Origin of the sequence: Acinetobacter sp. YH01018 (assembly GCF_013420295.1) — a bacterium.
Lineage (GTDB): Bacteria > Pseudomonadota > Gammaproteobacteria > Pseudomonadales > Moraxellaceae > Acinetobacter.
On the sequence record NZ_VOYL01000063.1, the window covers coordinates 1 to 13,267 of the forward strand.

Consider the following 13,267-nt stretch of genomic DNA (forward strand, 5'->3'; position numbering starts at 1 on the left):
CGTGAAGGGTGTGTTTGCTGCTGGTGACTGTACCACAGTGCCGTACAAGCAGATTATTATTGCCACCGGTGAAGGTGCCAAGGCATCTCTATCTGCCTTTGATTACATTATCCGTTCGGGACAGTAATCTATATTCAGCATAAATAGTTTGATCTGGCTTATATCACAATGTGGTATAAGCCTTTTTTTTCCCTCATTTTTTCATAAAAAATAATTACATTTAATTAACAATTTTAGCTCATAATTTGTGCATTTTTTTAGCTATATTCAAAATACCCCTATTTAGGTGGGTGCCACAATTAGAAGGAAATGAAAATGAATAAATTGCTTATTGCTTTAGGTCTTGCTGCTAGCGTTGCCCTGGTGGGTTGTAATAAACAAGAAGCACCAGAAACAGGTGCAACTACTGGCGAACATCTTGAAAATGCAGCCAATCAAGCAGGTCATGATATTTCTGATGCCACAAAGGAAGCTGAAGCGAAAACTCAAGCTGCTGCTGATGAAGCCAGCTCTAAAATTGAAGCAGCAAGTGATGAAGCTGCTGCTAAAACTGAAGCCGCAGCAAAAGATATTAAAAATGCAGCGAAAGAAGCTACTGCAAAAACTGCCGGTGCTGTGGAAGAAGGTGCTTCGAATGTTCGAGAAAAAGCTCAACAATAATGTGAATGGTTGAAATAAAAAAGCTCCTTTAAAAAGGAGCTTTTTTATTGAAAAATCTGACTTTTTTATGCACATTACTTCGATGATAGTTGCAAGAAATAATGATTCAAAGCATGTTCACATACCATATTCATATCTTCATGAAAAATATTATGTTCAAAGAACAGGTAGATTATTACGTACTGTAGTATTAGGAGCAAATGACGGAATTATTTCCGTGACCAGCTTAATTATGGGTATGGCTATCAGTAGTGTATATCTACATACTTTATTGCTGCGCTAGTTGGAGAATTACTGCTCGGATACGGTGTTCGTCTCACATATGACTGTATATCTGGTGCTTACTTCAGCAGGATTGCTTCAAGGAGTTTGCATGGCTGGTTATGGTTGATCTTTGCCTTACTGGGTAACAGTATTGGCATCAAACTTCGTCCAGTTTTCTTCCCGGACAAACGACCACAACCTGGAAAATTAACTGGTTGTTAAATCCGAATTTCAGCCTATAAAAAGCCCATCACTGAATGGGCTTTTTTGTTTATCCTATTTTTAATTAATGCAGCGCCGCTTTTAAATTACAGCCAAAACCCATAATCTCTTGAGCCTGACGGTATGAGGTATAATGGTTTAAAATAAAATCATAAAACTGGTCTGCATCCGCAAATTTTTTGCTTAAGTTTTCACCCTGCGCATGGGGGAATTTCACCTGTCCAATGATATTCAGATTTTGATGACCCAACTGATACATTTCGGCAAAATAGCCATTCATCATTTGACAATATGCCTGTTTGACCGGTTTTAAGGAAGTGCTGCTCACGGCATGCAGATTTAAAGTCTGTAATTGATTCACATCAAGTAGCGACTGGTCTGAAAAGGCAATATTGTTGCTTTTTTTAAAAGCCTGATAATCTTTAGATAATTGTTGATTTAAGCTTTCAAAGCGCTGCTGCAATCTGGCTGCATCCTGCACCTTATATTTTTGAGGATCAATCTGGATTTTTTGCTGTTCGGAAGATGAACATGCTGAAAGTACTACGCTTAAAATTAAAGTCGCCAAAACGAACGGCTTCATTATAAATTGTCCTCATCACTAAATCTTGCAATAGTATGCCTGAAATATGCAGCTATATTGATTTTTCATTCATATAACGCCAGTAACGCTTCGGCACATACTGAATATGCAGTTTCATATTTTGCCGAACCTGAATATTGACACTGCGGAAATAATCTTTCCACAGCTGGTCATACAGTAATTCCTGTTCATCCAGTTCTACAGTAAACGCCTGACTATAACCACTCGCGAATGTGGCATCGACCTGATGAGCATCCATTTCAATTTGATGCAGCTGTTGCAAATCATAATAAATGCCATATTTACGCTTTTCGTCATAAATCAGCCAGCGTTGATCTTGATAACGTGCCCTAAAATGCCGTTCAATCAGCGGCAATACATTAAAATCAGGCCGAACCAGACTTAAAAACAGACCGTCCTGACATTTCTTGAAGCGTACAAAGGCTTCCATACGATGCTTTTCACGACCAACCTGCTTTGCCCATTGCGATAAAGCCAGCACATCAGCATGCCCATAGTTTTCATCGACCTTGTAGCGAGTTTGAAAAACATAGAGGCAATAGTTAAACAGATGTTGATAAGCAGTTTGATTTTCAGATAGAAAAGTATAGTAAAAATTACGCTGACTCTGGCCCGATGTTTTTTTCTTCAATCCCCGCCAGACCCGCTGTGCATGCTCTTCATTCGATGCGACCTGTATAAAATCATCAAACAAACCCTTTTGCGCATGTGGATTGCTCGTCACCTGCACCCGAAACTCTTTAAATTGAAAGGCACGAAACACGCAGCTCAACAGACCAGTCATGCTGCTATCAAAACAGTAAGTTGCCATTAAAAACCAAAACCCAATTGTGGCGATAACTGCTGCACATATTTGGACTGTCCCGACTGAAAAATCTGACTTCGAATCTGGCCTGGCAACTGCTCCTTAATAAATTTTGGCGTATCGGCACAGCGGATAAAATGCTGCGCACGGTTATATGCAACGCCCATACGCTTCAGTTGATCGATATAAATTTTGCCAAAGCAACGCGCCTGGACAATTTTTTTCGCTGAGCGCACACCAATACCCGGAACACGTAAAATCATGCGGTAATCCGCCCGGTTCAGATCCACTGGAAATTGTTCAGGATGCCTTAATGCCCATCCCAGCTTGGGATCAACATCCAGCTCCAAATTCGGGTGTTTTTCATCGACCAGTTCTGTCGCCTCAAAACCATAAAAACGCATCAACCAGTCACTTTGATAAAGCCTATTTTCTCTTAATAAGGGGGGTGCTGAACCAATCGCAGGCAAGGCTTTTTCCTGTTCATTAATTGGAATATAACCCGAGTAATACACCCGTTTCAGTTTAAACTCTTTGTAATGCCGGTCTGCCATCAAAATAATATCCTGATCACTTTCGCTATATGCTCCCACCACCATTTGCGTGGTTTGCCCTGCCGGAACAAATTTAGGAACTGAGCGAATCAGCTTACGTTCATCTTTAAACTGGATTAAACGGTCACGCACAATACCCAAGTCTTTTTGAACTTCGGCATGGGTTTTCTCGGGGGCGAATTTCTGCAAGCCTGCCTCAGTCGGCATTTCTAAATTAATACTCATCCGGTCAACATACAGCCCCGCTTCAGTAATGATTTCCTGCGATGCTCCAGGAATGGTTTTTAAATGAATATAACCGTTAAAATTTTCTTCCAGACGTAATTTTTCACCACTTGCAGCATCCGCTCCATGGTGTAATCTGCCGATTTAAAAATCCCTAAACTTAAAAACAAACCTTCAATATAATTCCGGCGATAGAAGTTCATGGTTAAATCTACTACTTCCTGAACGGTAAAAGCTGCCCGTTTTACATCATTGGAGCGACGTGACACGCAGTAAGCACAATCATAAATACACACATTGGAAAACAGAATTTTAAGCAAAGATACACAGCGACCATCTTCGGTATAGCTATGACAAATACCGGAGCCGGTATTCCCTAGCCCTTTGTCTTTGTTTTTTCGGTTACTGCCACTTGAGGAACAGGAGACATCATATTTGGCAGCATCGGCTAAAATTTGCAGTTTTTCACGGATACGATCAGACATGGATAAACAGCGCTAAAAAGATGAATCTGTATTATAAAATTTTCAACTCAAACCACATGGGCAGCGGTCTTTTATGCGACATGGTTTGACGCCTTATTGATCATTTCATTTTCATTTATTTTTAGGTGTAAAAAACTTTTTATTTCATAAAAAAATAACGAATATTATTTGCTTAATTTATAGGGCTTGGGCAAAGTGATGAGATGCATAGGAGCCAAATATGACTTTATTAGAACAACTTGAAATTAAACATCCTATTTTCCTAGCACCGATGGCAGGTGTTTCTACTCCTCAACTGGCAGCTGAGGTTTCCAATCAAGGCGGTTTGGGTTCATTGGGTTTGGGTGCTAGTACAGTTGCAGCAGCGCGTCAACAAATTTTAGAAACGCAAGCACTTACTCATAAACCATTTCAGGTCAATTTCTTCTGTCATCAAAGCGCCACGCTCGACAAAAATGTAGCAGATCAGTGGATTAAATATTTATCCCCTCAATTTCAGAAGTATCATGCAACTCCGCCGACAGAATTAAAATGTATCTATCCCAGCTTTCTCGATAACGATGACTATTTAAACCTGGTTTTAGAAACTCGACCTCAGGCAGTAAGCTTTCACTTCGGCATTCCACATCCTCATCAAATTCAGGCCTTAAAACAGGCCGGTATCCTGACGATGGTTTCAGCGACCAATCTGGCTGAAGCACTGCAGATTGAAGCGGCTGGGATTGATATCATTATTGCGCAAGGCATTGAAGCCGGTGGGCACCGTGGCATTTTTAATGAAACATTTGACAGCGCAGTCAAGACTTCTGATCTGGTACAATTGTTAAAACAGTACTGTAGCAAGCCTGTTGTGGCTGCGGGCGGGATCATGAATGGCACCCAGGCTCAGCTCTTAATCCAGTTAGGTGCCGAAGCTGTTCAATTGGGCACCGCTTTCGTACAGTGCAAAAGTTCCAATGCCAACACGGCCTATCGACAAGCCCTGTTTAGCAAACCAATTACCCAAATGACTGCCAGCATTTCCGGACGACCTGCTCGCGGTCTAATTAACCACTGGCATACCCAAATCGATCAGCCTGAACGTCCTCCAGTTGCCACTTACCCCTATTGCTATGACTTGGGTAAACAACTGCATGCCGCAGCATCTGCACAAGGTGACCATGATTTTGGGGCATTTTGGGCGGGAACCAATGTTGCCCAAATTCGGGAGATGGAAGCTGCAGATTTAATTAATCAACTGGTTCTGGAAATCAGTCAAGCCTAATCTTCTGGCATAAATATGCTGTAAAAAAACCTCTCAGTTGAGAGGTTTTTTGCTCAACGTTCATCTAGCATGGAGCACGAAGCCATGCATCCTTGGCAGCATATTTTGCTTGCTCCCAATCTAAACGGGATGGGCCTTTGATTGCTTCCCATTGGGTTCGCAATTCAGTTTCTACCTGTTCAAAATGTGTATCACTGTCGAACAAAGGACGATTCTTATATCCCACCTCATAGGCACTGCGATAATCCCTGTCATAATCTAAATCATCATAGGTACTTCGGCTTTCATGGAAATAAGGACTGTCGCGGTGCTGCTCTCTCCAATAGGCATCTTCTTCGACTGGATTGATGGCATCGGCAGCTTCATTACCCGCCACACCACCAATAATACCACCGACAATACCGCCAACTACCGCACCTGCAGAACCAGCTGCTACACCACCCACTGTACCAATACTTGTACCCACAGGGTGATCATTTGCTTCATTCATATCTGGTACCTGATTACTTTCCTTATCGGTAATCGAATCAGCATTCATATCTGGTACCTGATTACTTTCCTTATCGGTAATCGAATCAGCATTCACATCTGTTCTTGGTTCTTCTGGACGTTTATTTGGATGAGTAAGATCAGCTTCCATCATAAGACGATTTATATTGACCATTCTCTTTCTCCTTCTGTCCTATCTATATACAAAATATTTAGAGAAGCCGCTTATTTAAGCTTTAGAAGAATTCAGCATAAAGCTCTTCTGAATAAGCTATGTCTTATAAATATGCTAAATGGGTGATGAGATGTTGTAGGGTGTAATTCTTTTAGTATTGTTTTATACAAATTACGCAAAAAAAGTCTCGATAAAGAAAATTCACTACTCTTTTTTGAATGGAATCTTTTAAAATAAAGAGCAGTGACCTATTTGAAACATGGAATAGAAAACGAATAAAAGGCTATTTGGTTTCAAGCAGGTTAACCTGCTCCACCTGCACATCACTCATAATTTTCCCCTGAGCAAGAAGCTGGTTAAAATAATCTTCTACGACATTAAACTGCTCGGCCGTGCTTTCAACCTTATACATATTCTGGCGGAATTCATTGCTTGAACGTAAACCTTTGGTATACCAGGCAATATGTTTACGAGAAATACGGCAACCTGAGTATTCACCATAGAAATCATAAAGTTCAGATAAATGTCCCAATAACACATCTTTCACTTCAGCAATACTGGGTGCAGCCAGCTGTTCACCTGTTTTTAAATAATGTGCTATTTCACGGAAAATCCAGGGACGACCTTGTGCTGCACGTCCAATCATCACAGCATCCGCACCCGTATAATCGAGCACATATTTGGCTTTTTCAGGACTGTCTATATCACCATTGGCGATAATAGGAATATTCAACATTTCTTTGACTTCTTTAATCAAAGAATAACGTGCTGTATTCAAGTACATATCTTCACGGGTACGGCCATGCAGTGCCAATGCAGCAATCCCGGCTTCTTCAGCACGCTTGGCAACCCGCAGGATATTTTCATGCCCATTTAGATATCCTAAACGGGTTTTTAAAGTCACAGGCACATCGACTGCCGCAACTACCGTATCTAGAATTCGTGCCACCAGATCTTCATCTTTTAATAATGCAGAACCTGCTAATTTATTACAGACTTTTTTGGCCGGGCATCCCATATTGATATCGACAATTTGTGCACCATTCGCCACCTGATAGCGTGCCGCTTCTGCCAGCTCGCCGGGTTCAGAACCGGCAATCTGCGCAGAGATAGGCGCCAGTTCGCCGTCAAAATTGGCACGGTACAGACTTTTCTTGCTCATACGTAAGGTCTGGTCCGAAGTCATCATTTCACTGACGGCATGGCCTGCACCAAAATATTTACACAACGTCCGGAAAGGACGATCCGTAACACCTGCCATGGGAGCAACAATTAAATTATTTGACAGTTGATATGGACCAATATACATATAAATTCATCACTTTTTCGACCGGCATAGTATACTGCATATGCTGTATAGGCTCATCCTTTTGGAACATGTTTTCATCATTATGAAAAAAACTCTTTTTACTTCATCTCGGTTTAAATCTTTGAGTATCCTGGCTTTGTCTCTTAGCTTAGTGGCATGTGGGGATAACTCGTGGTGGTCAAAAAACAATGAACCAACCCTAGAAGAAGATCAAGTCAAACGGCTTATTCCACCACGTGTTAATGACCGTAGTTCTTGGGCCAAAGACATTTACGGCATTACCGATCAGCTCGGTATTCCTCAAACCAAAGAAAATATTTGCAGTATTGTGGCTGTGGTGGATCAGGAATCCAACTTCGTTGCTGACCCGCAAGTTCCCGGTTTAGGTGAAAAAGCGGTGAAAGAAGTTCAAGATCGGCTGGATGAAAAATTTAAAGATAAATTGGGCGATACTCTGGGCGGAACCATGGCCGGTTATTTTGAGCAGGTTCTGAAAAATCAGCCCACCCCTGAAAATAATTATTTAAGTCAAATGCGTCGCGTGAAAACCGAGCGTGAACTAGATGAACTCTATCGTGAAATTTTTGACTATATGTCAAAACATTATCATGTCAGTGCCTTAACCGGTGCAGCCAAACTGGTCGGTCAAGACATGGGCGAAAAATTAAATCCGATTACCACTTTAGGTTCCATGCAGGTTCATATTGGCTATGCCAAAGAACATAAACGCCAAGGCGGCAATATGGCCGAATTACGTACTGATTTATATAGTCAATATGGTGGCTTGTATTACGGTATCCACCGTTTGATGATGTACCCTGCCGATTATGATAAAGCGATTTATCGTTTTGCAGATTATAACTCTGGCATGTATTCAAGTCGCAACGCAGCTTTTCAAAGCATGCTCAATGACTTGACGGCAACAGAGCTTGACCTGGATGGTGATTTGTTGCTTTACACTAAAGATGGCTCAGTCCGTTCTGCAGCCAGTCAGTCCGAACGTGAACTGATTAGTGTATTTGCAGCCAACAATATTCTTGTTACACCACGACAGATTCGTTCTGACTTAAAAAAAGAAAAAGAGAAAGATTTCGAAGATACAGCAACTTATCGTGCGGTAACCAAGCTCTACCAAGAGAAAACAGGCAAAGAGCCAATTTATGCTATTATGCCTGAAGTGGTCATTTCTGGCCCTAAACTGAGTCGTGATTATAATACCAACTGGTTTGCAACGCGCGTAAATGGAAGATATCAATCATGTATGCAACGGGCAAAAAGAATAAAAATTTAGCGCTCTTTGATTTTGATGGAACCCTGTGTAAAAAGGACAGTTTCACGGGGTTTATCTTCTATGCTTTATCCAAACGCCATATTGTCAAACAAGGTATTAAAATTCTGCCTTGGATTCAAGCTTATTATTTGAATGTCTATTCTGCACCTGCCATGCGCTCCAAATTGTTTCGTGCCATGTTTAGCAATGCCAATGCCTTAGAACTACAACAAATGGCACAGGAATATGCAGTAAATTTAATGAATCAATTAAATCAGCCTTTGCTTAAGCAGCTTAAACAGCATCAAGCCTTAGGCGATGATGTTGTATTGGTTTCGGCATCGGTCGATGTCTATCTCAAGCCTGTCTGTGAGTTATTAAATATTGATTTAATTTGCACTCATACTGAACAAGTCAATAATATCTATACGGGACAATACACCACACCCGATTGCAGTTCGGAACAGAAAAGACAACGAATTTTAGAAAAATATCATTTAACTGATTATGCTGTAATTTATGCCTATGGTAATAGTCATGAAGATAAGGAAATGCTTGCGATGGCCCATTATGCTTACATGGTGGGTATCAATGAGACTATTCCTGCATTGCCAAAAAAGATACAACAAATCGCCATTTAAGAGCTGCAAAATTATTCAAAGGTATAGATATCCGTTTTGGCAAAAATTCATTTGTTCTATTGTCCTTATTTTCTTATTAGGCAAGTCGTAAAAGCTGGACTCAACAGAAAATTTGTCAGGTCATGACTATGGCAAATAATGGAAATTACATGAACTTAACAAAAACACTTAAAGCTTATATACATCAGTAAAAAGCCACTTGAATAGAAGTGGCTTTTTATGAATACAAGATTATTTCTTAAACGGGAACGCATATTTAACGATACGTTTAAGCACACTGCCATACTGTTTAACCAAGCTGGCGTTATTGTAATTTAAACCATATTTTTCACAAACTGCCTGAACTTTAGGCGCCATTTTACGATAACGGCGCGCCGGAATATCCGGATATAAGTGATGCTCGATTTGATGACTTAAGTGACCTGTCAAAATATGGAATGCTTCTGAACCTGTCAAGTTTGATGAGCCACGAATCTGGCGCATATACCAATGACCGCGACTTTCATTTTCCAGTACCGATTTCGGGAACACTTCCACATCTTTAGTAAAATGACCACAGAAAATAATACTGAATGTCCAGATGTTACGGATACCATTCGCCACCAGGTTACCTGTAAATACAGGTAAAGCTGCTGGACCGGCAATCAACGGGAAGAATACATAATCTTTAAACAATTGCTTGCCAATTTTTTTCTGCATGGGTTGCCATTCTTTCTTGGCCTGTTCCTTAGATTTACGTCCTTTCCAAACCTTACCAATTTCAAGATTCTGGATGGCTACGCCCCACTGGAACAGCAGGCAAAATGGAATGCTATAAATTGGCTGCAATAAATAACCCGGCTTCCAGCGCTGCTCAGGAAACAGACGAAGTAAACCATAACCGATATCATCATCCATCCCTTTAATATTGGTATAGGTATGGTGCTTATAGTTATGGGTTTGGCGCCAGTTATCTGCTGTCCCGACAATATCCCACTCAAACGTTGGACCATAGAATTTAGGATCATTCATCCAGTCATATTGACCATGCATGACATTATGCCCCAGTTCCATATTTTCCATGATTTTGGCAAAGCCCAGTAAACCGGTACCTAATACCCATGCTGGCGGGAACCAGCCTGCAAATAAACAGGCACGTCCGGCAATGGAAGCATAACGGATGGTTGAATAAACTCGGCGGATATATTTCGCATCCTTTTCGCCGATATCATTAAGCATTTCTTGTTTAATCGCATCCAGTTCACGAGCCAAATCATCTAATTGAGATTGTGTGAGCTCACCATTTTTCGGATTTTTAAAATATTCTATTTTAACAGGCATATTCATGATATTTATCTCACTTATAAATCAATGACAAGGTCAGACTGTGCTGAATTGACACAGATTTTTAATAAATTACCAGGTTCGGAATTTTGACTACCATTCACTAGATCTTTAGTTGAACCTTCAACTTTATTACACACACATTTATGACAAATGCCCATGCGACAACCATGAGTAGGTTTAATATTTTGTTGTTCCAGACTGCTCAGAATAGACTGGCATTTAGGGATGACCAGTACTTTATTGGATTTCAACAAAGTAATATTCACAAAGCCAATATCCGAATTTTCAACCGGGGTCATGCTAAAAGCTTCACTTTTGAAACTCTGTGCATTTGCAAACAGCTGTTCCGCCTGTGCAACAAATCCGGATGGACCGCAAGCATACACCAGACTATTTTCAATATTATTCACCAAAGCTAGGTGTTCTTGGTTTAAACGTTTGCCCTCATCTTCTTCCTGGGTATAAAAAACCTGAAAAGAAAAATTCGGATATTGTTCAGCCAATTGTTCAAAACGTGCTTTAAAAGCAACATCAGCATATTGCTTAACCCAATACAACAGCTGGATCGGTGCTTGAGTCATGCGATCTGTTTTAGAGAGTACTTTGAGTAAACTTAGCATTGGGGTAATACCACTACCCGCCGCAAGCAATATCATCGGTTGAGCCTGTTCTGGTAACAGCATGTCCCCATAAGGCTGACCAAATTCAAGAATATCACCAACTTGAGCATGTTCAACCAGCCAGGAACTGACTTTGCCCTGATCAACTTTTTTAACTGTTAATAAGACATGTTGAGTATCAAGCTGCGTCAGACTATAGCTACGTTCATAGCGAACACCGTTGACTTCCACAAAAACCGGATGGTGCTGCCCTGCTTGCCCCATTTTAAAATGACGGTTCACCTGAATGGTTAAACTCATCATATTTTGCGCAGAATTTTCTTTTTGGACAATTTTACCCAAGGCCTGATTGACTGACCAAAGGGGATTGATTTTTTGCAACCAGAAATCAGCTGCGTACTGGTCAATAACGCTTTCAGCCAATGAACTTAGGGGAGATTTTTTCATTTTTTCTACAACATGCATAGTCAGTACCACGCGATCGATTTTTAATTATTATACACATGTATATATACTTGTATATATATTTGTATTGTTTCTATTCATTTCCCAAGTTGCAATGCAACCGTTATAATGTTTTCGTATCTCTAATCCCTTGAAAAATATGAACCCGTCTTCAATCAAAAAAAATATTGATGCTCCTGTTGATAAACAGAATGTTGTTCATGAACCGGTGACCGTCCGTACTGTAGGACGAAAAGCAACCATTACCAAAGAAGAGCTGTTTCAAGCTGCATTGAACTTAATTGGACCGCAAAAAAGCATTTCTTCCTTGAGCCTACGTGAAGTTGCGCGTGAAGCTGGCATTGCGCCCAACAGTTTTTATCGGCATTTCAGAGATATAGATGAACTTGCGATTGAGCTGATTGATCGTGCCGGGATTGTATTGCGTCAAATTTTGCACCAAGCGCGCTTAAAGGCCTCCAAGCAAAACAGCATTATTCGCAGTTCAGTCGAAGTTTTTATTGAACAGTTAGATGCAGATGAAGGCAATTTAAGTTTATTGCTGCGTGAAGCCTATACCGGCTCCGCTTCATATAAATTAGCGGTTGAACGCCAGTTAAATTATTTCCAGCAAGAATTACAGGAAGATCTCATTCGCCTGGAACGCCTCAATAACAACAGGCTTTCTCACCCCGATATCGCCGCAAAAGCCATTACCCAGCTGGTATTTAATATGGGTGCAACAGTGATTGATATCTCTGCGAAGGAACGTAAAGAAATTGCCGAACAAACCATGATCATGATTCGGATGATTCTAGAAGGTGCACGCCATCTGGATGAAGCGAAAATCCGGTAATTTATAATTTTATTGTTCGTGAAGAATACACATATGGATTCTTCACTATGCATTCAATATTTTGCTGTGCTGAAATAATTTTTTTCACCGATTGGGATATGCTTTCAGGTTGCTCTAAAGGAAACATATGTCCGCCTTCAACCACACTAAACTCAATTCCATAGATTTTTTTCATTCCTTGCGGCAAGCCCTGTTTATAAAAGTGACTCTGTTCTGCCGTAATTAAATGTACAGGCATTTTCGGTGCTTGACGTGGTGTACGCCACCACCAGGCTGGAACGGTTCTGAAAATTTCTGCTTCAATGGCTTTAGGAATAGTTAAGGTCACGCCTCCTCTGCTTTGATCTGCTGTAATAGCATGAGCAAAATAATCATCAAAACACTGCGTATCAAAACTCTTGAACAGGCGATTATTTCGCAAAGATGCATATGCCGTTTCATGGTCAGGCCAGTGATCGTTGCGCTTCAAAGTCATAGCTGCAGGAGTAATTTTATCGACTGCTTTTAATTTCAGCTTTTGCATAACTTCAAAAATGGCAGACTTAGGCCCAATCACAAAAGGTGGATCCATGATCACCAGTTGTGAAAACAAATCAGGGCGTTTATACGCTGCCATTAATGTGACCAGAGAGCCAAATGAATGCCCCAGTCCTATCACCTGCTGATGTGGAAATTGCTGTTCAATATCTACAATCACCTGTTCAACCAGATGTGTCCATGTATAAGTGACTGGATGTTCCGGACTCATTCCAATCACTGGAATGGCTTTAATATCAAATTCTTCTTCAAAAGAGCGGAAAAACTTCTGATAGCTGGCAGAAGGAATACCATTGGCATGAGTAAAATGAATCGCATTTTTTCTGAATAATTTATCTGCCATACCAGCTGCTCTTGTTAAAATTGTTCCCGTAGTAGTGCGATAGCTTAAGAACCTATCCAGAATATTTTCTATGCAAAAGTAGCCTTAAAAAGGCTAAATTAATGAACTGAAGGCTCGTATTTAGGTGCTTTTCACAGTTTTTCCAGAGCCTTCTGCATTTTTCTAACCAAGCAA

12 protein-coding genes and 5 pseudogenes are annotated in these 13,267 nt (G+C 40.6%); 8 read left to right on the forward strand and 9 right to left on the reverse strand.

Annotation, left to right across the window (positions count from 1 at the left end):
• The 4 genes and pseudogenes from FTT83_RS14325 to FTT83_RS14335 all read left to right on the forward strand — a co-directional run.
• A pseudogene (locus FTT83_RS14325) lies at positions 1–127 on the forward strand (pyridine nucleotide-disulfide oxidoreductase); the annotation flags it as partial.
• Positions 128–315: 188 nt separating this feature from the next.
• Positions 316–660 carry a hypothetical protein gene (locus FTT83_RS14330; RefSeq protein ID WP_180176789.1) on the forward strand — a complete coding sequence of 115 codons (345 nt, stop codon included), beginning with the start codon at positions 316–318 and terminating at the stop codon, positions 658–660.
• A gap of 121 nt (positions 661–781) precedes the next feature.
• Positions 782–937 (forward strand): annotated as a pseudogene (locus tag FTT83_RS16355) (VIT family protein); the annotation flags it as partial.
• Positions 931–1,146, forward strand: a pseudogene (locus FTT83_RS14335) (YeeE/YedE thiosulfate transporter family protein); the annotation flags it as partial. The pseudogenes FTT83_RS16355 and FTT83_RS14335, both read left to right, overlap by 7 nt.
• Before the next feature lie 64 nt (positions 1,147–1,210).
• On the opposite strand, the gene FTT83_RS14340 reads toward FTT83_RS14335, so the two are convergent.
• The 3 genes and pseudogenes from FTT83_RS14340 to FTT83_RS14350 form a co-directional block, all read right to left on the reverse strand.
• A complete protein-coding gene (locus FTT83_RS14340; RefSeq protein WP_131288125.1) occupies positions 1,211–1,729 on the reverse strand; it encodes a hypothetical protein in 519 nt (172 codons plus the stop codon).
• A gap of 52 nt (positions 1,730–1,781) precedes the next feature.
• Complete coding sequence (locus tag FTT83_RS14345) at positions 1,782–2,561, reverse strand: TIGR03915 family putative DNA repair protein (RefSeq protein WP_131288128.1); 780 nt, start codon at positions 2,559–2,561, stop codon at positions 1,782–1,784.
• Positions 2,561–3,819: pseudogene (locus FTT83_RS14350) on the reverse strand (putative DNA modification/repair radical SAM protein). The gene FTT83_RS14345 and the pseudogene FTT83_RS14350 overlap by 1 nt, the downstream one beginning before the upstream one ends.
• A 220-nt stretch (positions 3,820–4,039) precedes the next feature.
• On the opposite strand from FTT83_RS14350, the gene FTT83_RS14355 reads away from it, so the two are divergent.
• Positions 4,040–5,083: a nitronate monooxygenase family protein gene (locus FTT83_RS14355; RefSeq protein WP_180041721.1), complete on the forward strand. Its 1,044-nt coding sequence runs from the start codon at positions 4,040–4,042 to the stop codon at positions 5,081–5,083.
• Positions 5,084–5,147: 64 nt separating this feature from the next.
• Here the strand turns inward: FTT83_RS14355 and FTT83_RS14360 are convergent, their stop codons facing one another.
• Both FTT83_RS14360 and dusB read right to left on the reverse strand, forming a co-directional pair.
• Positions 5,148–5,747, reverse strand: coding sequence for a hypothetical protein (locus tag FTT83_RS14360; protein WP_180176788.1), 600 nt, complete (start codon positions 5,745–5,747; stop codon positions 5,148–5,150).
• Positions 5,748–6,030: 283 nt separating this feature from the next.
• Entirely contained in the window at positions 6,031–7,056 is a 1,026-nt protein-coding gene (gene dusB, locus FTT83_RS14365; protein ID WP_180041724.1) for a tRNA dihydrouridine synthase DusB, read from the reverse strand.
• 82 nt (positions 7,057–7,138) lie between these two features.
• Between dusB and FTT83_RS14370 the strand changes: the two genes are divergently transcribed.
• Both FTT83_RS14370 and FTT83_RS14375 read left to right on the forward strand, forming a co-directional pair.
• Positions 7,139–8,347 carry a DUF1615 family protein gene (locus FTT83_RS14370; RefSeq protein WP_180176787.1) on the forward strand — a complete coding sequence of 403 codons (1,209 nt, stop codon included), beginning with the start codon at positions 7,139–7,141 and terminating at the stop codon, positions 8,345–8,347.
• Positions 8,314–8,967 carry an HAD-IB family hydrolase gene (locus FTT83_RS14375; protein ID WP_180041728.1) on the forward strand — a complete coding sequence of 218 codons (654 nt, stop codon included), beginning with the start codon at positions 8,314–8,316 and terminating at the stop codon, positions 8,965–8,967. Before FTT83_RS14370 ends, FTT83_RS14375 begins: the two co-directional genes overlap by 34 nt.
• Positions 8,968–9,198: 231 nt before the next feature.
• Here the strand turns inward: FTT83_RS14375 and FTT83_RS14380 are convergent, their stop codons facing one another.
• Both FTT83_RS14380 and FTT83_RS14385 read right to left on the reverse strand, forming a co-directional pair.
• Positions 9,199–10,293, reverse strand: coding sequence for an acyl-CoA desaturase (locus tag FTT83_RS14380; protein ID WP_180176786.1), 1,095 nt, complete (start codon positions 10,291–10,293; stop codon positions 9,199–9,201).
• 14 nt (positions 10,294–10,307) lie between these two features.
• The gene (locus FTT83_RS14385; RefSeq protein WP_180176785.1) at positions 10,308–11,378 is read right to left on the reverse strand and encodes a ferredoxin reductase; all 1,071 of its coding nucleotides are present in this window, start codon (positions 11,376–11,378) and stop codon (positions 10,308–10,310) included.
• Between the two features lie 139 nt (positions 11,379–11,517).
• On the opposite strand from FTT83_RS14385, the gene fabR reads away from it, so the two are divergent.
• The gene (gene fabR / locus FTT83_RS14390; protein ID WP_086195526.1) at positions 11,518–12,213 is read left to right on the forward strand and encodes an HTH-type transcriptional repressor FabR; all 696 of its coding nucleotides are present in this window, start codon (positions 11,518–11,520) and stop codon (positions 12,211–12,213) included.
• 1 nt (position 12,214) lies between these two features.
• Here the strand turns inward: fabR and FTT83_RS14395 are convergent, their stop codons facing one another.
• Positions 12,215–13,093 (reverse strand): alpha/beta fold hydrolase, encoded by an 879-nt coding sequence (locus tag FTT83_RS14395; protein ID WP_180176784.1) that lies wholly within the window; start codon positions 13,091–13,093, stop codon positions 12,215–12,217.
• A 52-nt stretch (positions 13,094–13,145) separates the two neighbouring features.
• Positions 13,146–13,267, reverse strand: a pseudogene (locus FTT83_RS14400) (IS5/IS1182 family transposase); the annotation flags it as partial.

Coding starts and splice junctions, on each gene's coding strand:
- FTT83_RS14385 (WP_180176785.1), bottom strand. CDS start 11,378: ATGCATGTTGTAGAAAAAATGAAAAAATCTCCCCTAAGTTCATTGGCT.
- FTT83_RS14330 (WP_180176789.1), top strand. CDS start 316: ATGAATAAATTGCTTATTGCTTTAGGTCTTGCTGCTAGCGTTGCCCTG.
- FTT83_RS14345 (WP_131288128.1), bottom strand. CDS start 2,561: ATGGCAACTTACTGTTTTGATAGCAGCATGACTGGTCTGTTGAGCTGC.
- dusB (WP_180041724.1), bottom strand. CDS start 7,056: ATGTATATTGGTCCATATCAACTGTCAAATAATTTAATTGTTGCTCCC.
- FTT83_RS14380 (WP_180176786.1), bottom strand. CDS start 10,293: ATGAATATGCCTGTTAAAATAGAATATTTTAAAAATCCGAAAAATGGT.
- fabR (WP_086195526.1), top strand. CDS start 11,518: ATGAACCCGTCTTCAATCAAAAAAAATATTGATGCTCCTGTTGATAAA.
- FTT83_RS14370 (WP_180176787.1), top strand. CDS start 7,139: ATGAAAAAAACTCTTTTTACTTCATCTCGGTTTAAATCTTTGAGTATC.
- FTT83_RS14375 (WP_180041728.1), top strand. CDS start 8,314: ATGTATGCAACGGGCAAAAAGAATAAAAATTTAGCGCTCTTTGATTTT.
- FTT83_RS14355 (WP_180041721.1), top strand. CDS start 4,040: ATGACTTTATTAGAACAACTTGAAATTAAACATCCTATTTTCCTAGCA.
- FTT83_RS14340 (WP_131288125.1), bottom strand. CDS start 1,729: ATGAAGCCGTTCGTTTTGGCGACTTTAATTTTAAGCGTAGTACTTTCA.
- FTT83_RS14395 (WP_180176784.1), bottom strand. CDS start 13,093: ATGGCAGATAAATTATTCAGAAAAAATGCGATTCATTTTACTCATGCC.
- FTT83_RS14360 (WP_180176788.1), bottom strand. CDS start 5,747: ATGGTCAATATAAATCGTCTTATGATGGAAGCTGATCTTACTCATCCA.